This is a genomic window from Paratractidigestivibacter sp., assembly GCF_963660155.1.
In the GTDB taxonomy this organism is placed as follows: domain Bacteria; phylum Actinomycetota; class Coriobacteriia; order Coriobacteriales; family Atopobiaceae; genus Paratractidigestivibacter.
Genome location: NZ_CAVKWG010000039.1, coordinates 35,891 through 56,346, shown reverse-complemented (window position 1 = coordinate 56,346; position 20,456 = coordinate 35,891). Strand labels below are relative to the sequence as shown.

General features: G+C 63.1%; 15 protein-coding genes. 3 read left to right on the top strand and 12 right to left on the bottom strand.

Features of this window, described 5'->3' with window-relative positions:
* Nucleotides 1-76: 76 nt before the first annotated feature.
* From araA to U5709_RS07305, 5 genes are all read right to left on the bottom strand, one after another.
* Complete coding sequence (gene araA, locus U5709_RS07325) at nt 77-1,573, bottom strand: L-arabinose isomerase (RefSeq protein WP_321970909.1); 1,497 nt, start codon at nt 1,571-1,573, stop codon at nt 77-79.
* Between the two features lie 158 nt (nt 1,574-1,731).
* Complete coding sequence (locus tag U5709_RS07320; RefSeq protein ID WP_321970908.1) at nt 1,732-2,712, bottom strand: ABC transporter permease; 981 nt, start codon at nt 2,710-2,712, stop codon at nt 1,732-1,734.
* A 12-nt stretch (nt 2,713-2,724) separates the two neighbouring features.
* Nucleotides 2,725-4,230, bottom strand: a complete 1,506-nt coding sequence (locus U5709_RS07315) for a sugar ABC transporter ATP-binding protein (RefSeq protein WP_321973105.1) — start codon at nt 4,228-4,230, stop codon at nt 2,725-2,727.
* Between the two features lie 15 nt (nt 4,231-4,245).
* On the bottom strand, nt 4,246-5,193 hold the full coding sequence (locus U5709_RS07310) for an ABC transporter permease (protein WP_321970906.1): 948 nt from the start codon (nt 5,191-5,193) through the stop codon (nt 4,246-4,248).
* Between the two features lie 110 nt (nt 5,194-5,303).
* Nucleotides 5,304-6,497: a sugar ABC transporter substrate-binding protein gene (locus tag U5709_RS07305; RefSeq protein ID WP_321970905.1), complete on the bottom strand. Its 1,194-nt coding sequence runs from the start codon at nt 6,495-6,497 to the stop codon at nt 5,304-5,306.
* A 676-nt stretch (nt 6,498-7,173) separates the two neighbouring features.
* On the opposite strand from U5709_RS07305, the gene U5709_RS07300 reads away from it, so the two are divergent.
* Together U5709_RS07300 and U5709_RS07295 are read left to right on the top strand one after the other, a co-directional pair.
* Complete coding sequence (locus U5709_RS07300) at nt 7,174-8,538, top strand: PFL family protein (RefSeq protein ID WP_321970904.1); 1,365 nt, start codon at nt 7,174-7,176, stop codon at nt 8,536-8,538.
* A gap of 531 nt (nt 8,539-9,069) precedes the next feature.
* Nucleotides 9,070-9,924 (top strand): hypothetical protein, encoded by an 855-nt coding sequence (locus tag U5709_RS07295; RefSeq protein ID WP_321970903.1) that lies wholly within the window; start codon nt 9,070-9,072, stop codon nt 9,922-9,924.
* Nucleotides 9,925-10,106: 182 nt separating this feature from the next.
* On the opposite strand, the gene U5709_RS07290 is transcribed toward U5709_RS07295, so the two are convergent.
* The 5 genes from U5709_RS07290 to U5709_RS07270 all read right to left on the bottom strand — a co-directional run bounded on the left by U5709_RS07290 (nt 10,107) and on the right by U5709_RS07270 (nt 14,833).
* Nucleotides 10,107-11,354: a hypothetical protein gene (locus tag U5709_RS07290; RefSeq protein ID WP_321970902.1), complete on the bottom strand. Its 1,248-nt coding sequence runs from the start codon at nt 11,352-11,354 to the stop codon at nt 10,107-10,109.
* A 76-nt stretch (nt 11,355-11,430) separates the two neighbouring features.
* Nucleotides 11,431-12,258 (bottom strand): MerR family transcriptional regulator, encoded by an 828-nt coding sequence (locus tag U5709_RS07285; protein WP_321970901.1) that lies wholly within the window; start codon nt 12,256-12,258, stop codon nt 11,431-11,433.
* Nucleotides 12,259-12,335: 77 nt separating this feature from the next.
* Nucleotides 12,336-12,896, bottom strand: a complete 561-nt coding sequence (locus U5709_RS07280; protein WP_321973104.1) for a UbiX family flavin prenyltransferase — start codon at nt 12,894-12,896, stop codon at nt 12,336-12,338.
* Between the two features lie 11 nt (nt 12,897-12,907).
* Nucleotides 12,908-14,440, bottom strand: coding sequence for a UbiD family decarboxylase (locus U5709_RS07275; RefSeq protein WP_321973103.1), 1,533 nt, complete (start codon nt 14,438-14,440; stop codon nt 12,908-12,910).
* 12 nt (nt 14,441-14,452) lie between these two features.
* Complete coding sequence (locus tag U5709_RS07270; protein WP_321970898.1) at nt 14,453-14,833, bottom strand: hypothetical protein; 381 nt, start codon at nt 14,831-14,833, stop codon at nt 14,453-14,455.
* A gap of 304 nt (nt 14,834-15,137) precedes the next feature.
* Here U5709_RS07270 and U5709_RS07265 point away from each other — a divergent pair, with 304 nt between their 5' ends.
* Complete coding sequence (locus U5709_RS07265; protein ID WP_321970897.1) at nt 15,138-16,589, top strand: PTS transporter subunit EIIC; 1,452 nt, start codon at nt 15,138-15,140, stop codon at nt 16,587-16,589.
* A 548-nt stretch (nt 16,590-17,137) separates the two neighbouring features.
* On the opposite strand, the gene U5709_RS07260 is transcribed toward U5709_RS07265, so the two are convergent.
* Both U5709_RS07260 and U5709_RS07255 read right to left on the bottom strand, forming a co-directional pair.
* On the bottom strand, nt 17,138-18,919 hold the full coding sequence (locus U5709_RS07260; RefSeq protein ID WP_321970896.1) for a hypothetical protein: 1,782 nt from the start codon (nt 18,917-18,919) through the stop codon (nt 17,138-17,140).
* Between the two features lie 330 nt (nt 18,920-19,249).
* The gene (locus tag U5709_RS07255) at nt 19,250-20,350 is read right to left on the bottom strand and encodes a hypothetical protein (RefSeq protein ID WP_321970895.1); all 1,101 of its coding nucleotides are present in this window, start codon (nt 20,348-20,350) and stop codon (nt 19,250-19,252) included.
* Nucleotides 20,351-20,456: the final 106 nt, after the last annotated feature.

Genomic DNA, 20,456 nt, shown 5'->3' with positions numbered 1-20,456 from the left:
GGTAAAGAGACGGCCGCGCCTCCCGAACGAGAGACGCGGCCGGGTCATTCATACCTGCCGAACAGACCGCGCCTGATTAGCGGTAGTAAACCTCACCAAGCTTGAGGTCGCGCTTGAAGTCGCGGATGTTGGTGTTGGCGTCGATAACCACGGGCTCGATCCCCATCGCCTCGGCCCAGTCGACCATCTGGTCGGCGGTCAGGTCGTAGGAAACCGCAGTGTGGTGGGCGCCGCCGGCGTAGATCCAGGCCTCGGTGCCGACCTTCAGGTTCGGCTTCGGGGTCCAGAAGACGGTGCCGGTGGGCAGCATCGGCATGGGCTTCTCGACCTCCTTGCACTCGACCTCCTGGATGATCAGGCGGAAGCGGTTGCCCAGGTCGACGAGCGAGCAGGCGATGGCGGGGCCGGTCTTGCCGGTAAAGATGAGGCGCGCCGGGTCCTCACGGTCACCCATGGAAAGCGGCGTGGCGCGAATGGCAATCTTGCCCTCGGCCATGGAGGGATCGACCTCGGACATGTGGGACTCGAGGATGCCTTCCTTGCCCGGGACCAGGTTGTAGGTGTAGTCCTCGAGAAGGGCGGAGCCCTTGGCATTGGGGTTCTTGGAGGTCATGGCCTTCATGATGCGGACCAGGCACGGGGTCTTCCAGTCGCCCTCGGGGCCGAAGCCGTAGCCCTTCTGCATGAGGCGCTGGGCCGAGAGGGACGGCAGCTGCTTCAGGCCGCCGAGATCGCCGAAGTGATCGGAGAAGGCATTGTAGCCGTGCTCCTCGAGGAAGCGCTGAATGCCGATCTCCTGGGCTGCCTGGACCTCAACGTGGCGACGGAACTCGTCGGCATCGCGGCCGTCGTCCACGATGCCGTAGGTGGCGTAGTACTCGTCAGTCAGGGCCTTGACCTCCTCATCGGTCACGGCATCGACGTAGGGAACGAGCTCGTTGATCGGCCACGCATCGACGGTCCAGCCGAACTTGACGTGGGCCTCGATCTTGTCACCGTCGGTAACGGCAACGTTGCGCATGGTGTCGGCGAAGCGGCACAGGCGGATGTTGCGGGACTCGAGGACACCGACCGCGGTGGTCTGCCACTGGCCGAGCTCGGCGAGGGCCACGGGGTCCTTCCAGAAGCCGAAGACGACCTTGTGCTCCCAGCGCATACGGGCAAAGATGTGACCCAGCTCGCGCTCACCATGGGCGGCCTGGTTCTCGTTCATGAAGTCCATGTCGATGGTGTCGTACGGAATCTCCTCGTTGTACTGCGTCGCGAACTGGCACAGGGGCTTCTGGAGGTCCTGAAGGCCGAGGATGTAGTTCTTGGACGGCGAGAAGGTGTGGGCCCAGGTAATGATGCCGGCGCAGTCGGGGTCGTTGTTGGCCTCGTTGAAGACCTGCTGGATCATCGACGCGGTGAGCAGGTTGGGCTTGAGCTCAACCTTGAAGGGGACCGCATCAGAGGCATTGAGGTAGTCGACGACCTCAGCGGCGTGCTCGTGCACGTGCTGGAGGCACTCATCGCCATAGAGGTCCTGGGTGCAGGGGCAGAAGTAGAACTTGTAATCGCGAATCTCAAGCATGTTCGCTCCTTTCGGACGGTTATGCACTGCATTAAAGCTAAGCCTCCCAAACGGCCCCGCCCTCAAGGGAAGAGGTGGGTAAGGGCGGGGCCAGGAGGTGATGCCGAGTCGGTGGCGCGGGCACAGGCCCGGCGCCAAAAGCTTACGAGGTGCTTTTCTTACTTGATGACCTGGTTGGAGCTGCGGTCAGAGAACAGGGCAACGAGGCCGACGAAGACGATGCCGAGGAAGAGCTGCTGCATCTCGGTGGTGAGGCCTAGCATGACGAGGCCCTTCTCAAGCACGAGGTAAGAAAGCACGCCGACGACGATGTTGGAGAAACGGGCGCGGGCGCCGCCGTTGATTGGCATGCCGCCGAGGACCATGGCGATGAGGAGCTTGGTCTCGAACATGTTGCCGGAGGAGGCGGTGACGGAGCCGACCTTGATGGCGTTGACGAAGGCGGCCAGGCCGATGATGCAGCCGGCGACCACGTAGACGAGAATCTTGGTCTTCTGGACCTTGATGCCGGCGAAGCGGGCGGCCTTCTCGTTGGCGCCGATGGCCTTGAGGTTGTGGCCGATGCTGGTGAAGCGGGTCAGGACGAAGGTGACGATGAGGACCGCGATGGTGATACCCATCAAGATGCCCATGTCGTTGAAGTCGGCCTGCACGTAGGTGGCGGCGTAGACCGGGTTGGCGGTGGTGATGAGCTGGACGACGCCGCGCAGCAGGAACATGGTGCAGTTCGTGACGACGAAGGACGCGACCTGGCCCTTGACGTGCAGCAACGCATTGACGAGCGAGATGGCCGCGCCGGTAGCGATGGAGCCGACCAGGGCGAGCGCCAGGTTGGTCTGCGACAGGTAGCAGAACACGGCGCAGCAGATGCCGAGCTCGGAGCCCATCGAGAAGTCCAGGCAGCCCATGGTCATGATGAGCCAGATGCCGCACGCGCCGATCATCAGCATGTAGCCGCCGGAGAGGATCAGGGTGAGGTTCTTGGGCGTCAGGATGTTGCCGCCGGTAGCCACAGCGAAGAAGATGACGATGATCGCGAAGGCCGCGAACGGCAGGTAGGTCTGAATCTGAGCGAAGTCAAAGGACTTCTTGGTCTCTACGGCCTTGGGATCAGCGACCGCGGTGTTGTTGGATGCCATTTGTCTTCCCTCCTAGACCATCTTGGCGATGAGGTCCTGGTCGGTAAGCTCGGGGCTGCGCTGGAGCTCAGCGTTGATCTTGCCGTCCTTCATGATGTAGATGCGGTCGCACATGCCGATGAGCTCCATGATCTCCTCGGAGATGATAAGAATGGCCTTACCCTCGACGCGCATGTCCTCGAGCAGCTGGTAGATGGCAGCCTTGACCTTGATGTCGATGCCGCGGGTGGGCGAGTCAAGCACGAGGATGTCGGACTTCTTGCCGAGCCAACGGGCCAGGACGACCTTCTGCTTGTTGCCGCCGGAAAGCGCGGACACGTGCTGTTTGACGTTGACCATCTTGGTCTGCATCTGGGCGGCGTAGGTGTCGGCGAACTCGCGGAGCTTCTTGTCCGAGAGGAACTTGCCCATGTCGCGCATCGAGGGGATGGTGATGTTGTCCTCGATGGTGTCGTTGATGAGCAGCGATTCGTTGTCGCGGTCCTTGGACGCGTAGGCGATGGAGTGGTTGATGGCGGTGTTGATGTCGTTGACGTGGGTGCCGTCGGCCAGGATGACCTCGCCCTCACGGTCGTAGGACGCGCCGAAGATGGCCTTGCCGACCTCGTGCATGCCGCACTCGGACAGGCCGCCGAAGCCGAGGATCTCGCCGTAGTGGAGCTCGAAGTTCAAGCCCTCGATCTCGCCGGGAACGGTGACGTTCTGGACGGAGACGGCCACGTCGCCGGGCTTCTCGACGTTGTAGTCGGGGTAGTCGGTGCGGTAGTAGTGGTCGTCCATCTCGCGGCCGACCATGAGGGTCTTGAGCTTGTCCTCGTCGACGTCGGACTTGTTCACCGTGGTGATGTAGTCGCCGTCGCGCAGGATGGAGATGCGGTCGGACATCTCGATGACCTCGCCCATGTCGTGCGAGATGAAGATGACGCAGTGGCCCTTGGCGCGGACGTCGCGCATGACCTCGAAGAGCTTCTTGCGGCCGCCCTCGCCGAGCGCCGTGGTGGTCTCGTCGACGACGAGGATGTCGGGATCGAAGTAGGTGGAGCGGACGATCTCGACGAGCTTGCGGGTCTCGAAGTCGTAATTGTCGACGACGAGGTCGGCGCGAATCTCGCCGAGGCCGTAGGCGTCGAGCAGCTCCTGGGCCTTCTTGTTCATGGCGCGGGTGTCCTTGATGCCGCCGTGAACGAACTCGTCCTCGTTGCCGAGGAACATGTTCTCGGCGACGGTGAGGCCGGACAGGGTGCCCGTCTCCTGGACGACGATGGCGATGCCGTGGTGGTTGGCGTCGACCTGGTTCTTGGGCGCGACCTCCTCGCCGCGAAGGGTGAAGGTGCCGCTGCCAATGGGCAGGATGCCCGTCAGCATGTTGGTGAAGGTGGACTTACCGGAGCCGTTCTCGCCGATAAGCGCGTGGATCTCGCCCTCGTAGAAGTCGAGGGAGACCTCCTTGACGGCGTGCGTGGGACCGAACTTCTTGTCGATCTTCTCGCCGTGGAGCAGAAGCTTCTGTTCAGACATGGTGGTATCCCTCCTTTACTTGACGACAGCGCCCTTGACGCGCTTGGTGGTCATGAGAACGATGAGCAGCAGCGTGGCACCCGAGACGATGTTGTTGATCGTGATGGGCATGCCGAGCGCGGTGAAGCCGGCGAACATCATGGCGATGAGGAACTCGCCGAGGACGATGGCGGCGACGGGGTGGCCGTACTTCTTGAAGGCCAGGCCGAAGAAGGCGCCCATGAGCGGCTTGAAGTTGAGCGACTGCGACTGCATGCCGGTCATCGGGGTCTGCGAGGTGCCGTAGCCGATGTAGAGGACGGCCATGACACCGACGAAGGTAGAGCAGAGCACAAACGCGATGAACTTGTACTTATCGATCTGGACGCCCATGTTCTTTGCCGTGAGCTCGTTGGCGCCGATGGCGTTAGCATAGGTGCCGAGCTTGGTGTACCTGAGCAGGAAGGTGCACAGAGCAAAGGCGAGAAGCGCCAGGATGAGGTTCCAGGGATACGAGCCGAAGAGCTTGTACTCATCGGCAAGACGAGTGCCCGCCCAGTTGGAAGCAAAGACGGAGAAGGACTCGTACAGAAGAGAGAGGCCGACCGTGACGATCAGCGAGGGAATGCGCAGCTTGGTATAGGCCAGGCCGTTGCAGGCGCCGAGAACCGCGCCGCAAAGGATGGGGCCGACGACGACGCCCACGATACCGAACTGCTGGGAGCAGCCAATGGCGATGAGCTCGGAGAGCACGAGCACGGCGCCCACGGAGAAGTCCCACAGACCCATGGTGACGATGAAGTAGAGGCCGCAGCCTCCGACGGCGTAGATGAGGCCCGTCTGGAGGTAGGTCAGCATCTGGTCAGGAGAGCCGAACGCGTCCTGGCACAGAACCTTAAACACCACCCAGCACAGAGCGATGACGATGAGCAGCAGAGCGACGCCGTACCATTGGCTCTGCCTCGCCTTCTTCAGAAGTTCCATTCACCGATCCTTCCCTTGCGAATACCCACGAATCCGTTCATAGAAAAACTGGGGGCGGGCCTAGGGACCCCAGGCCCGCCCCCAGCTAACGGAGCAAAACTAGCCTGCTACTACTTGGCGTGACGCGTCTTGACGTCCTCGATGGAGAGGCTGGTAGCGGCGGTGTTCAGAGCGTCGAAGTCCTTGGAAGCGAGATCCTTCATCTCGTCGTCGGTGTAAGGAGCGTCGTCGACGAAGTACTTCTCGTAGTCCTCGTACTCGGCAACAGAGGAGACGAAGACGTAGGGGAACTTGATCTCCTTGCCGAAGTCGCCGGACTTGGGCATGAAGGTCTCGGAGCCGCTGCAGGCAGCGTAGACCATGAGGAAGGCGTACAGCGGGTCGCAGAAGTGGCCGCCGGACTCGCAGTACATGCCACCGGTCGTGAGCTGCTCCTTGAGGTCGTCCAGGAAGTCGGTGGAGGCGACGCGGATCTTGCCGGTGAGGCCCATGTTCTTGAGCTGGCCCACGGAGCCGACCAGCGGGTCGCCGCCGCCGCCGGCGACGATCAGGGCGTCCATAGTGGCGTCAGCGTTGTAGAACTGCTGGGTGACGTTGGCACCCTCGGTGGAGGAGGTGTTGGCGTACTGCGGATCGGAGAGGGTGGCCTGGTCGCTCGGGTTGGCGGCGTTCCACTTCTCGATGCCGGACTTGTAGCCCTTCCAGCGCTCCTGGAAGGTGGCGTCGCCGACGGTCCAGGCCTCGAGCTTGATGTTGCGGGCGCCCTTCTGGATGTCGGTGTAGGCGTTGGCGTTCTCGGCGGTGAGCAGCTCGATGAGCTTCTCGCCGTTGCCGACCTCGTCCTCGTGGACAGCGCCGACGTAGTACTGGGACTTCTCGGCGACGGCGTAGACGTCGGCGGAGTTCTCCTTGGAGATCATGCGGTAGAACTGAGCCAGGTAGACCTGGTTGGAGTCGCAGGTGTTGATGGCGGAGGTCATCTCGGAGTCGGCGGAGTTGCAGACGACGATGCCGTTGCAGCCGGCGGCGCAAAGCTCCTCGATGGAAGCGGTGACCTGCTCGGAGACGTGGCCCTGGTCCTTGGTGATGACCTCGACGCCCAAGATGCTGGCGGCCTTCTTGATGATCTCGACGGAGAGCTTGCCAAGAGCGTCGGTGGAGGACCAGATGGAAACGCCGATCTTGATGGAGCCGGAAGCAGAGCTGGAGCCCGAGCCGGAGCAGCCGGCCAGACCAGCGAGTCCGGCGACGCCGCCCGCAAGGCCGGCGTACTTGAGGAAGTTCCTCCTCGAAACGTTACCCATAATGTTTCCTTCCCTTCGATTCTTTCTGCTCGCGCGGGTGCGCAGGCAAATTAAACATTAAGTAAACATTGTTTAATGCTGTCTGCTTGAAGCCGAAAATCTAAACGACCATGGCCGGCCGTTGTTTGTGTGGGTTGACGACATCGATTCTTATACTGGTCCATGCGGCCTTCCCGTTTGCCGAGTAAATGTGCCGCTCGGCGAAACCCGTCTTTTCCTGCAGAAACGCTTGTGCTTTAGGCGGGCGTAACGCTTTGTTAATCGCTTGCTGAATCTATTTCTAATCCCTTACAAACCGTTTGGTGAGAGGGTGTGCCGCCAGCGGTAGGGAATGTGCCGCAAGCGGCCTGTTTATATAATTGTTTAGATAAAAACGCCTGTTAGGCTTTCTATTTGTTTAGAGATGTTTAGACTTTCGGGCCGAATTTGGACGATTCGAGACAGCTGAGCGGCTGTTCGAGCGAAACGAGGCATCGATGTGAACGATTTGTCTAAACACGCAGGTCGTCGGTTGCGTCGGCGTCGGCTCCCGCGAACGCCTGCAGGCGACAGGCCCGACGGGCGTTGCGCATGCGTTACCTCGCGGGGCAGGCCAGGCGGCCACGCGCACGCGTACCTTATAATGGCCGCACACAGCAACCGCAATACCCGCGCCGATACCGCAAAGGGGCACGCAGTGGACATCACTCCGCAGGAAGTGGCCGAGACCCTCTCGATGGTCTCCGAGCAAAACCTCGACCTCCGCACCATCACCATGGGCATCAGCTTGACCGGCTGCGCCGATGAGTCGATGGAGCGCATGTGCGACAAGGTCTACGACAAGATCACCCGCACGGCCGAGCACCTGGTCGAGACCGCGTCCGACCTCGAGAACGAGTACGGCATCCCCATCGCCAACAAGCGCGTGAGCGTGACGCCGGTGGCTCAGATCGCCGCAGCCTGCCCCGACGAGGACCTCTCCCCCATCGCGCACGCCATGGACCGCGCGGCCGAGACCCTGGGCATCGACTTCATGGGCGGCTTCTCGGCGCTGGTGCAGAAGGGCATGGGCGCCACGGACCGCAAGCTCATCGCGTCGGTGCCGGGGGCCCTCGCCACCACCGAGCGCGTGTGCTCGTCTTTGAACATCGCGTCCACGCGCGCGGGCATCAACATGGACGCCGTCCTTCTCTCCGCGCAGACCATCCAGGAGTGCGCGCGCCAGACCGTTGACATCGACTGCTACGGCGCGGCCAAGTTCGTGGTGTTCGCCAACATGGTGGAGGACTCGCCGTTCATGGCGGGCGCCGTGCACGGCAGCGGCGAGGCCGACGCCGTCATCAACGTGGGCGTTTCCGGGCCGGGTGTCATGGCCGCGGCGCTCAGCGAGCTGCCCGAGACCGCGAGCCTCATGGAGGTCGCCGAGAAAATCAAGCAGACCGCATTTAAGATCACGCGTGCAGGCGAGCTCATGAGCCGCGAGGCGTCGCGCCGCCTGGGCGTGGAGAAGGGCATCGTGGACCTGTCGCTCGCGCCGACGCCGGCGGCCGGCGACTCGGTGGCCAAGATCTTGGAGATCATCGGCGTCGGCGAGTGCGGCGGCCCCGGCACCACGGCAGCACTCGCGCTTCTCAACGACTGCGTGAAGAAGGGCGGCGTCATGGCGTCGTCTTCCGTGGGCGGCCTTTCCGGCGCGTTTATTCCCGTGTCCGAGGATGCCGGCATGATCCAAGCAGCCATCGATGGGGCTCTCTCGCTGGAGAAGCTTGAGGCCATGACCTGCGTGTGCTCGGTGGGCCTGGACATGATCGCCGTTCCGGGCGACACCTCAACCGAGGCCATCTCCGGCATCATCGCCGACGAGATGGCCATCGGCGTCATTAACACCAAGACCACGGCGGTGCGTCTGATCCCGGCCATCGGCAAGTCCGAGGGCGACATGCTGGAGTTCGGCGGTCTGTTCGGCTCCGCGCCGGTCATGCCCGTGAACAGGTTCGCCGGCAGCGTCTTCGCGCACCGCGGCGGCCGCTTCCCGGCGCCGCTCAACTCGCTGAAGAACTAGGGGCCGCGGGCCTGCGCGGGCCTTTTACGCCATTAGACTAAGCAACCGAAGCTGCCGCCAACCAAAAATGAGGGATGGCGGCAGTTTTTTCGGCGCAGGCGGAGTATCCGATTTTTGGGCACCTCATCTACCTGCGGTTTTATCGTGCGAAGGCACGGGTGTACTCGGCCGGTCCTCAAAAAACTGCCGCCATCCCGGTTTTTTGTTGCGAGGGGACCTCGGATACACGAAAACCACCGCTCGCGGCGCCTCGGAGTCCCTTCACCGAATCGGCCCGACCGGCAGGGCAAGCCAATCGTCCAAATTCGGCCATCTACCTGCAGTGCAGAATTCGGTTAGATTGCTGTAAGAATTCGGGAAGACACCCAGAATCGCGTTCGTGCTACCGTCGAGCACCCGTAAATGAGGAGGTGCCCGACGACGATCGTCCTTAGTCACGAATCCGCACTGCGATATTGGCTCACCGCAAGCAACGACGGCCGACTCCTAGAATCCTCATGGAGCTGCAGCCTTGCGCATGCCTCAGGCAACATGCGCGACATCAAGTGTGCCGAGCTCCCATTCGAATATTCGTCGCGCGACAAGCTCCACGTGCTCGTCGCCGACCACGAATCGTCGAGAAACCAGCTCAAGGCCGTGACGCATCGATGGGCAGGCCCCTTGCCTCCAGAGAGCTTCTGCGAATACTCCGACGCCTGCCTCATATCCTCGCCGGAATTCACGTTTCTGCAGCTAGCAAGCTCGAAGTCGATCATGGAGCTGATCGAAATCGGAACGTACCTGTGCGCAGGGTTCTCAATAACGGAGCGCGGGGACTTCAACGAGCTCCGCGACCCAGTAACCAGCCCCGAGAGAATTGAGAGCTACCTTGCTTGCGTTCGAGGCGCCCGAGGCGCGACGAAGGCGCAAAACGCCCTTTGTCATGTTGCGCCAAACACGGCCTCACCCATGGAGATACTCCTGGGTCTCGCATTCACGCTGCCGCGGCGACTTGGCGGCTGGGGCTACCCCGAAGCGCGGGCAAACGAAGAGCTCGATGTTCCCGATCACCTTAGGGCGACGCTTGGAAGCCGAACGCTACGCTGCGACTTGTATTTCCCCAGCGTGCGGGGCGACATAGAGTACGACAGCGCGGCTTTTCACTCGGACGCGGAGCGCCTTGATTACACGCAAACCCGGCGGAATCTGCTCGAGGCCATGGGTGTCAAGACCGTCTCGGCTACCAAAGGCCAGCTCAATACCTATGAGCGCTTCTACGATTTTATGTGGATGGCCATCGAGCGCCTCGGTCTGCCATGGCGCCCGCCTTCGAAGAAGACGCTGACGAGGCAGCGCGAGCTTTACGGCTACTTAACGAGCAATCACAGCCTTTTTAGGCTTTGCTGAGGCTGCCGCCAACCAAAAAACCGGGATGGCGGCAGTTTTTTCGGCGCAGGCGAAGTATCCGATTTTTGGGCACCTCATCTACCTGCGGTTTTATCGTGCGAAGGCACGGGTGTACTCGGCCGGTCCTCAAAAAACTGCCGCCATCCCGGTTTTTTGGTTGGCGGGCGGCCGAGGAAGCCGTCCTACCTGCCCAAAACCTCGCGAATCCACCGGATCACATTCTCCTCCGGGGCGCCGCAGCGCTCCGCCTTGACGTGCGCCACGTCCCAGACGGTCTGGAAACGCACGTCGCGCGTCGCCGGACAGCGGCGGGTGGCCTCAGCAAGGTTCACCTCGGTGCACAGGGCGGTGTCCGGTTGGATAAGGCCGGTGCTCACTCGCCAGAAGGGAGCAACGTCGGAGCTTGCGCCGCCTGCAAGCAAATACGTGAGCGGATCGTACATCGCGACCCGATCCGACTGGGAAGTACCAAAGAAGTCCACGTAATCGGCGCCGAAGTGGAGCGGCTCGCCGTCGTGGCCAAATAGCATGTTTTCCGGGGACTTCAGGTCGTCGCGGTCAAAGGCGGGGGACGGCTTGGTCGGCCGCTTGCGGTCGCGCACGAAACCGGCAAGGTCGCTCACAACAGGACCGGCCGGGCCCTGAGCGATCCAGCCCCAGGCGGCATCGACCTCACGGTCCCGGCCGTCGGCGAGCCAATTACGCAAGGATTTTGTGGCGACGTCGAGAAGGACTTGCACGTACTCGCCCTCCTCATAGCCGAGTTTACGCAGGTAATCTGGATAGGTGGCCGCCAGCTCCAAGGACCTCTCGAGCTCGGCGCCCTCGCGGCAGAACCGGCCCATCATCCACTCATAGGCGGCGTCGGCCACGCCCAGGCTCGTCACGGGGTTCCAGCACATGGCGCCCGCGATGGCATCGGATTCGTCGCAAGCGCCTATGGCCTCCAGGTACGGCGCCCAAAGATCGCTGTTTCCGCTGGCCCCCAAAACGGCGGTTTGCGCGCCTCCGCCACTGTGGCCGAAAGCGAACACGAGGTCCTTATTGCCGGGGACCTCGTCGTGCGCACGCAGCCAGCGGACGACCGCCTTAAGATCCGTCACGCCGGCGGGCGCCCCATGGAGCCGCCCGCGACAACCGGCGCGCACATAGACCATGCCGGCATCCAGGAACGGCCGCGCGGCCTCGATCAAGGCAGGCAGATCGCTCTCGGTCGGGGCGCCCATCGCTGCATAGCCCTCTGTGACGACGGGCATCACGATAGGCGCCTCGCTTGCCGCATCGGGCGACCCAGCGAGCGAGCCAGGCACAAGAATGCCCAGCGTCTGGTACGCGTCGTCGGCCGGGCACTCGCAATACGGCACCCCAACGAACCACTCGACGCCCGTCGTAGAATCGCGGTGCCAATCAATCTTCGAATTTGCGCTCATGCGTTTCTCCTTGACTCGGTGTTATTTGCTTCAGGGACGCAGCCGCGAGCAGATGCCCGCGTCGGCGCGCGCCCGCCTATTCCACGCGGACCTGCGCCACGCAGAAGTCCTCGGCAGCGCCCTCTCCGTAGCTCGTGGTGTCGAGCAGGCAAAAATCGAAGACGTTGCCCACCGGCTCCAGGCCCCGCTCGTGCGCCCAGTCCATAAGCCGCGCGACCTCGGGCATGTCATAGGGCATGCCCCGCCGCGCGAGACACGCGTAGTCGCCCGCGGGAAGCGCGAGGGCATCATCGGGCGGCCGAACGCCGCCGGGCACCACCACAAAAGAGCCCGCGCCAGCAAGGGTCCCGCCGTCGATTCCGCGCTCCGTGAGCATTGCCCCGAAACCCGCGACCGGCTCCACTCCCGCCTCGGCATGGAGGTGCTTGATGGCGCGCGAAAGCGTGGGGTGCAGAAGGTCACGCTGCATCTTTAGGGCCGGAAAAGGCTCGAAGACCACGCGGCGCTCGGGGAAGCTCCGCACGCACGGCTCGCCCTCGCGCCCCTGCCAGTAAACGACGTCCTGGTAAAAGGCGGTGCGCTGGTCGATGAAGTCGCGCTGCGCGACCAGGCGCTCGATTTGCCGATCAATCCTCTCGCGTTGCTCGGGAAGACGCTCCAAAAGCCTCGACGGCTCGTGGTCGGCCACCACGGCAGCGATCTCCCCAAGCGAGAGGCCCAGCTCGCGCATGGTGCAGATCAGCCGCAGCGCCGGAATCTGAGCGGGAAGGTAAAGGCGGTAGCCGGCCTCGTTCTTCTCGGCGGGCGAGAAGAGCCTGATCTTGTCGTAGTAGATGAGCGTCTGGCGGCTTAGATCGAACATGGACGCCATCTCCGAGACGCTGTAGTGAAGGTTCCCGCTCATCTTCCCCGCCTCATCTCCCCATCCGGCACGGGCCGCGTCGCCGCGATGCGCGCGCCCCGCGCCCGACGCCTTTGCAGCTACCCGGCCCATGGCCTGAACCGCTCGTACTCGATGCCGAACCGCATGAGCACCTTGCCGACCACGTGGTCGACCTGCTGCTCTGTGGTCTCGCAGCCATTGTAGAACGTGAGCATGGGGGCCACGATGGCATAGCCGTCCTCGGCGCAGCGCGACAGGTTCCTGCAATGAGCGCGGTTAAGCGGCATCTCGCGAGGCACGAGCACGACGCGGCGGCCCTCCTTCATGCTGACGTCGGCCGCACGGACCACGAGGTCGTCGTCGTAGGCGTTGGCAATAGCCGATAGGCTCTTCATGCTGCACGGGGCCACGATCATGCCGTCGGTTATGAACGAGCCGCTGGATATGGGCGCCGCGAGATCGCGGTTGTCGTGCACCGCGTCCGCGAGGGCCTCCACCTCCTCGAGGCTCTCGGCGCACTCGCGGGCAAGAACCGCCTTGGCGCCGTCGCTCATCACGAGGTGCGTCTCGACGCCGCCCGCGGCAGCGAGGGCGCGCAGAACCGCGATGCCCAGCTGCGCGCCCGAGGCGCCCGTCATGCCGACGATGATCCGCTTCATCCTTGCCTCCGTTAGCCGAGGACCGAGGCCCATTTTTCTTTGTCGATGTCCATGAACCGACTGCGGACGAACCCGTCGCGCTGGGCATAGGGCACGGTGCAGTCAAAGATGGCCTTGCAGGCGACGCCGTGTTCCCGGATGGAGGGGCTGAAGGCGGGGTCGTTGGACGGGTCGAGCACGTGGCAGTGGCAACCGGGAATGGCGATAAGGTCCACGTCGGCCTGGAAACGCGTGGTCATGGCCCACATCACGTCGCTCATATCGAAGATGTCAACATCCTCGTCCACAAGGAACACGTGCTTGAGCTCGGAAAACGCTGAGAAGGCGAGAAGCGCCGCGTTGCGCTGCCTGCCCTCGTCGGAGGGCGCGGGCTTTCGCACCTGCAGAATCGCGACGAACTTGCCACCGCCGCAGGGCGCCGCGTGGACGTTGACCAGCCGGCCCGGAATGGCGCGCTCGACCATCTGGTAGATGGAGGCCTCCGTGGGAATTCCGGCCATGGAGACGTGCTCGTGAGAAGGGCCGATGCAGCTCTGCATGATGGGGCGGGCGCGCGTGGTCACGGCCGTGACGCGGATGACGGGGCAAACCTTGGCATCGCCGGTGTAGCCGGGGAACTCCGGCATGGCGAAGCCGCGGCCGCGCACGTCCTCGTTCATCTCCTCGTCGTGGCAGAGATAGCCCTCGATGACGAACTCCGCGTTGGCGATGCACTTCTGCGGGACGCTCAAACAATCGGCGAGCTCGACGGGGCGACCGCGAAGGGCGCCGGCGATCTGCAGCTCGTTGAAGCCAAGGGGCGTGGTAGGCGCCTCGAAACCGCAGCACATATAGACCGCCGGGTCGAGGCCGATGGAGATGGAGATGGGCATGTCCTCGCCGCGCTGGCGGTACAGGTCGAAGAAGGCGCCGAGGTGGCGGCTGCCGGGGGTGATGAACATCGTGAGGCGATCGGGGCCGACGCAACAGAAGCGGTGGATGGTCACGTCGCTCATGGCGCCGTCGGGGCTCGTTCCGTAAGCGAGGCCCATGGTAATGTACGGCCCGCCGTCAACGGGGGTATTGGTCGGTGCAGGCACAATGCGACGCAGGTCAAAGCCGTGATCGGTTGCGCGGTAGACGACTTCTTGGCAGTCGATGTGCTTGCCGGCCGCAATCTGGGCGGGGGCAACGGGGCTGTGCAGGCGCTCCGCTATCTGCACGCCGAGGCGCTGCTCATCGAGGCCCAGGAGCGCCGCCGTGCGACGGCGGCTGGAGAGCAGGCCGATGGCGACGCTCGCGTCGTCATAGCCCTTGACGTTGGAGAAGAGCATCGCCGGGCCCTCCTTGGTCGGACGCATGAGCGTGCCGCCGGCGCCAACATGGCGATACACGCCGGAGACCTCGGCGTCGGGGTCCACCTCGACGTCGGTCTCTAGGAGCTGGCCGGGCTGGCCGCGCAGGAAGTCGAGGGCGGAACGCAGGTCGTGGATTTGGTCGGCGGTCACGGTTGTCGTCGCGCCTGCGGCTGCGGTTGTCGCGGTTGCAGTTGCGGTCGTGGTCATGGGTGCTCCCATCTATTCGCAAAGAAGGTCGGCGACCTTCTTTTCCAGCTCTTGTATGAGGACCTGCGTATTGGCGAGCAGCAGCTCGATGTCTTCCGGTGCGGCATCGTCAACGTGCAGACCGGCCGTAGCGACGCACGGCATCCTAAAGCGTGTGGCCAGCGCGGCTGCGATGTCGTGGGCAGGAATCTCGTCGCGGTGACACGGAACGGCAAGTAAGCTCACGGTCGCGCTGCGGCCAGGCTCGGGGCGCGCGATGGCCTGGGCCGTTGCGCCCACATGGGCGTGCTCGGGTGAGTAAGCGAAAACCACAACGCCGCCGGAAGTTGCGCAAACCTGAGCCTCAAGGGTGTGCTTACCCATACCTACCTGCACGTTCTCAAAATGTAGCATCCACGCGCCCTTCTCATTTGCCCGTCTTTTGGCCAAGGTTGAACTGTATAGCAGGTATATAGTCAAGCGAAAAATTCGTTGCCAAACGAGGCCATCGCGGTTTATTACGGAATGGCGCCTGATTCAACCACAAGGGTCAAGTTTTTATTCTTGTCCGGAAATAAAGCGAGGGTCATGCGAATTGCTCCGGCATAACTGGAGCCCATAAGGTTGTTTCAGAAGCAGGGTGCTGAGAAGCCTCCCCGGGCAATGGGAGGGCGCGCAACCAGGTCTCGAGCGCCATTTTTTGAAAGGCGGTAGCCAAATGAAGTACGAATCGCTCTGCAACGCGGTAATTCAGGGAGTGGGTGGCAAGGAGAACGTGGTCGACGTGAGCCATTGCGTCACGCGCCTGCGCTTCCACCTCAAGGACGCCTCAAAGGCCGACACCGAGGGCCTGAAGGCCACCAAGGGCGTGCTCGACGTTATCCAGGCAGGCGGCCAGTACCAGGTCGTCGTCGGGCCCCAGGTCGAGGGCATCTACAGCGACCTGCTGCAAATCGGCGGCTTTGAGGCCCAGGCGGCCCTCGACGTCAACGAGGACCCCGGCCTCACCGACGAGAAGACCGATCCCTTCTCCAAGTTCCTCGGGCTCGTCTCCTCGATTTTCCAGCCCGTGCTGGGCGTCCTGATGGCCGGCGGCTTCATCGTCTCGATCATGTCGCTCATCTGCGTCTTTGCGCCCGACTTCAAGGCGACCACGACCTACGCCGTGCTCTACGCCATCGGCTACTCGGTCTTCGAGTTCTTCCCCATCATCGTCGCCTGGTCCGCCGGTCAGCGCTTCGGCGTCAAGCCGGTCCTCTCGATGGCCATCGGCGCCGTCCTCATCTATCCCGACCTGGTCACGCTCCAGGCCGGCGACCCGACGGGCGTCCTCTTCGAGGGCAACGCGCTGCTGCAGGCCAATGTATACGGCGATGTCTTCGGCATCCCGCTGGTCCTGCTCAGCTACTACACCCAGGTCCTGCCGTCCATCCCCATCATTTGGTTCGCCTCTAAGGTGCAGAAGTTCTTCTCCGGCATCCTTCCCGAGCTTATCCGCGGCATCTTTACCAACGTCTTTACGATGCTGATCTCTTGCCTCGTCGGCCTTCTGGTCGTCGGCCCCATCACCACCATCCTTGCCAACGCCGTCGCCATGGGCATCCAGTCGTTCCTGGCGCTCTCGCCGATTCTCGCCGGCTTCGTAGTTGGCACCTTCTGGAGCCTGCTCGTTATGTTTGGCCTGCACTGGGGCATCATCCCGCTGTGGTTCACCGAGATGAGCGCCGTGGGCTACTCCACCCTCAACCCGCTTAACTTCGCCGGCTGCGGCGCGATTATGGGCGCCTGCATCGGCATGGTCCTCAAGTGCAAGGACCGCGACGCCAACACCTCGCTCAACATTCCTGCCCTTATCTCCAGCTTCTTCGGCGTCGCCGAGCCCGCGCTCTACGGCATCCTCATCCCCCGCAAGAAGCTCATGTGGACCACGTTCATCGCTGCCGGCATCGGCGGCGCCGTCGCCGGCGCCTGCGGTGCCAAGTGGTTCACGCCTGGCGCCAACGGCTGGCTCGGCCTGCCCTGCTACATCGACCCGGTCAACGGCATCGACATGGGCTTCATTGGTCTCGCCGTCGGCGGCGTTATCGCCACGCTTGTTGCCATCGCGGCCGTATTCGTGCTCGGCACCAAGACCGATGCCGAGGCAAAAAAGGAGAAGGCAGCCGCTTAGGGCACGTCTCTCGCACAGAGCCTTTCCTTCGGGGCGCCGCCCAACAGGGCGGCGCCCTTCTTTTGTCCGTCGACGCCGCCTTGATGGCTGATCGGCGGCGCTGCCGAGCGCGCCGCAGGTCGCCGCCCGGCCACGAGCCCCCGGGCGAGCCGGTTCGCCCGGGCCTCCGGCCCCGAGCAAGCCCTTTTCGAGGCTCTCGCGCAGCCTTCCAAACACAAAACTAGGGATGGCGGCAGTTTTTTGAGCGACGGCAAAGTAGCCGAATTTCGAGCAACCCTTCTACCTGCGGTTTTGTCCCGTGCCAAACCTGGTGTACTCGGACGGTCCTCAAAAAACTGCCGCCATCCCTGTTTTTGTGCGGAAGGCGCCCCCAAAACAGCCGCCAGCGGCACGAATCGCTGCATACCACGCACGCATCCACCCGCAAGGAAGCGAACAAAAACGGCGAGAAGCCCCGCCGAACTCCGAATCGGATGTCCGGCGGAGCTTTTTGCCGCTCGGGGGCCCGGCCGAAAGGCCACGCCCCTTAAGTTTGGATGACGAGCCGATTACTTTGCGGGAACCAGCCCGGAGAAGTCGGCGTCAAGCGTTGTGGACACGGTCTCGCCCTCATACCAGGCAACGTCCTTATCGACGTTGTTGAAGTACAGCCATCCCCATCTCTGGTGATCATCGTAGTTGCCATTGGCGGAGAGGATGTAACCCGGGAGCGTCTCGGCGCCCTCGGGCACCTTGAGCCCGCCGGCCCTCCCCGCGGCCGTCAGCGTGAACGTGAGCTCCTCGCCGTTATAGGTAACCTTCTTCTGCGCCTCGAGGCCCGCGGGAACCGAATCGTCCGTGGCAAAGACATTGTGCCCGAGCAGCTGCACGTTCTTGTTGGTATCGGCCGTAAAGTAGGCGGCCTTGTCCTCGAGCTTCGCGCCTTCTTCGAGATCGTTCGCGCTGATTACCTGGTCGTTCTCGCCAAGGACATAGAGCGCGTCCGCGTGCGGCCCATGCGAGTTGGGGTCGGTCACCGCGTAGTAATACTTGATGTCGGAACTAAGGTCCTCGTACACGTTGCCGATCTTCATGGACCCGATGCCGTCGAGGCCGAAGAGGCCGTTGACGGTTACCGTGGTGTCCACGATGTCCAGGCCGCCGCCCATCTGCACCTGGTGAGTGTAAACGGAGGCGATGTCATAGGTGGTCTCGACGCTCTCGTCGACGCCCTTGACATTGGTCGCATCAACGGAGACCTTCATCTTGCTGTACACCGGCGCCATGGGCCAGTACACGTAGGTGAGGTCGATCTGCGTCGCGACCTCGCTCGTGTAGACGCGATAATCGCCGTTCGGAATCTGCGCGCCGCCCTCCTCGGTGTACTCCTGAATGGCCGTGGTCCCGGTCGTCGGGCGCAGCACGAGCTCGTCGCCGTACTCGGAGGTCAAGGTAATCGTAACGTCCTCCGGCTTCAGGCCCGAGGCATCGACCCCCTTCGGCCACGACACATAGAAGTCGTCGCTCGCATCGAACGTTAGCTGCCCGTCCTTGCTGGTCGAGTAGTCACACAGGACAGGGATGCCCGCCCCCGTGTCGCTCGCCCACGTGAACACCGGGGCGTCCGTGTCGTTCGCCGGCGCCGCGGACAGGTCCTCGGTACCGTCGATAAGCTCAACGCTGTCGTAGCCACCGGCGCCCCAGCGCGAGCCGGAGGGATTCTGCGGCGAGGCCGTCGCGGAGAACTCGCGGCCGTAGATGTACACCGTGACCTCGAACGGAATGGCGTCGACCTCCTTGCCGTCGTAAGAAACGCCGTGCAGGCTCATGTTGAAGACGTACTTGCCGGCGCCGTCGCCGCCGATGCAGCTCCACTCCAGGCCGCCCTCACCGACGGGGTAGTCATAGTTGTTCCAGGTAATGTCGCCAGTGTTCAGGGCATAGGTGATCAGCCCGTCCTCCAGCTTGATGTCGTTGTGCGCGCCGGAGAACACGAAGTCGTCCGTCACGTAACCGTCGCCGTCGTCAAGCGAGACGTACGCGTTCGACAGGTCGATCTTGTCCGCGGACACGGCCTGGCCGTCCTGCGTGAGGCTCACCTTGACGCTTCCGGTATAGGCGACCTCGCCGCCGGGCTGCGCCTGCCCCTCGTCGAGAAACGCCTTGAGCGTGGTGAAGCCCTCCGTATCGGCCGTTCCGTAGATGCTGCTGACCGAGGAGGACGCGACCGACGCCCGATCGCCGCCGGCCGTCGCCCCGCCGGAGGTGCCCGCCGCCTGACCACAAGCGGCCATAGAGACCGACAGGAGCCCGCAGAGGACGACGGGGAGCAGCTTACCCTTTCCCTTCATGATTCATTCCTTTCTCGTTTGATGCTCTTGCTGTTGGATTCGACCCTTTTGCGCGGCGGAGGCGCCCCGGCTCTCCCCCTTTCCGATCGCGACGCTGCCGCAACCTTCGCACGTTGTTGCGCACGAGGGCACAAACCTTCTAATTTGATGTTAAAAAGGCCTTTAACCTGCAGCAATTCAAGTTGCGAAGCTATTTATTCGAGAACGAGGAACGAAAAGAATCCCCGCATGCGTCTGGGAAACCTTCGTCGCATGCGGGGGTCTGTGGGGGGCTTAGGTTGCCGGTAAGACGACCGGGCAAGAACCGGCAACAAATTAGATGTCAGGCGGCTATCCCAGCAACCGGCTCGCCTGGATGTACTTTGCGGCCAAGATCTCGGGATTGCCCTTGGGGACGATGGACTTCTTCGTCTCAAAAGAGAGGCCATACTCGTCCTCGGGCAGCCAATACTCGTAGTAGCCGCCCGTGTAGCCAAAGACGAGGCCCTCTACCGGGCACGCCGCCTTCATCTGCTTTCCGAGCTTGGCGCCGAACTCGAGCGGCGCCACAAAGAGGTGCAGGCCGCCCAAGCTGATCACGCAGCCACGAATATCCAGGTGGCCGCCCTTATTGTGCACGGTGTGGAAAAGGGTCTGGACACGGATGCCGTCCAGAGGCACCTCGGTTTCCACGGGGATGGCGGCGATCTGGGGAGCGATGCCCGTGGAGATGCGGTCGGCCTCCTCGACGCCCGTGCCCTGGCGAAGATTCCGGTTTGAGCAGTCGCCCGCCGCGCCCACGATCATGGCCGGGTAAAACCCGAGGAGCGGCTCGAGCTTCTTGCTCGTCATGCCCGCGAACTCGCTGTTCAGGCGCGTCTCGTCTTTACCGCAGGTGGCGCTGTGCGTGGCCCAGTTCACGAAGCCGGCGAAGGCCGTGCCGTTCTCGTCGAAGAACTCGACGACGATGACCTCCTGGTCCGCCGGCTCGTTCGTGATGCGGTTGTTGTACCAGCCGAGGACATCTTGCTTGCCGACGCGGCAGGTGGCAGGGCGGGCGTTGCCGCGGGCCTCCTCAAGAGCCGAGCAAACGGTCTCTAGGAACCAGTCGTAATATGCCTGGTCGAACTTGCCGGTCCACCACGTGCGGTGATAAGCCACCACGCTGGTGTGGTTGTGCGTGGCGCAGAGCAGCACGCAATCGCGGTCGATGCCGTAGCGGTCGTGCAGGAGGGTCTTGGCGTCCTCGGAGGTGTCCTCGTCGATCTCGAGGAAGTCGCACGAGAAGACGAAGAGCTCCTTGCCGGCGTCCTCGAAGTAGAGGGCGTTGCCAAAGACGTCGTCGTAGACTCCCGTGGCGGGATGCAGGCGATTCTCGAGGTTGCGATAACCGATGAGGTAGACCTCCCCGGACTGCGGAGTCAGCATGCGGCGGGCGGATCCGATATTCATGTGGGCCTCCTTCGAAGATGACGGGCGGGCGGCAAGCGGCGGTGAGCGGCAAGCGGCGGTGAGCGGCAAGCGGCGGTGAGCGGCAAGCGGCAGCGGGGCGGCAAGC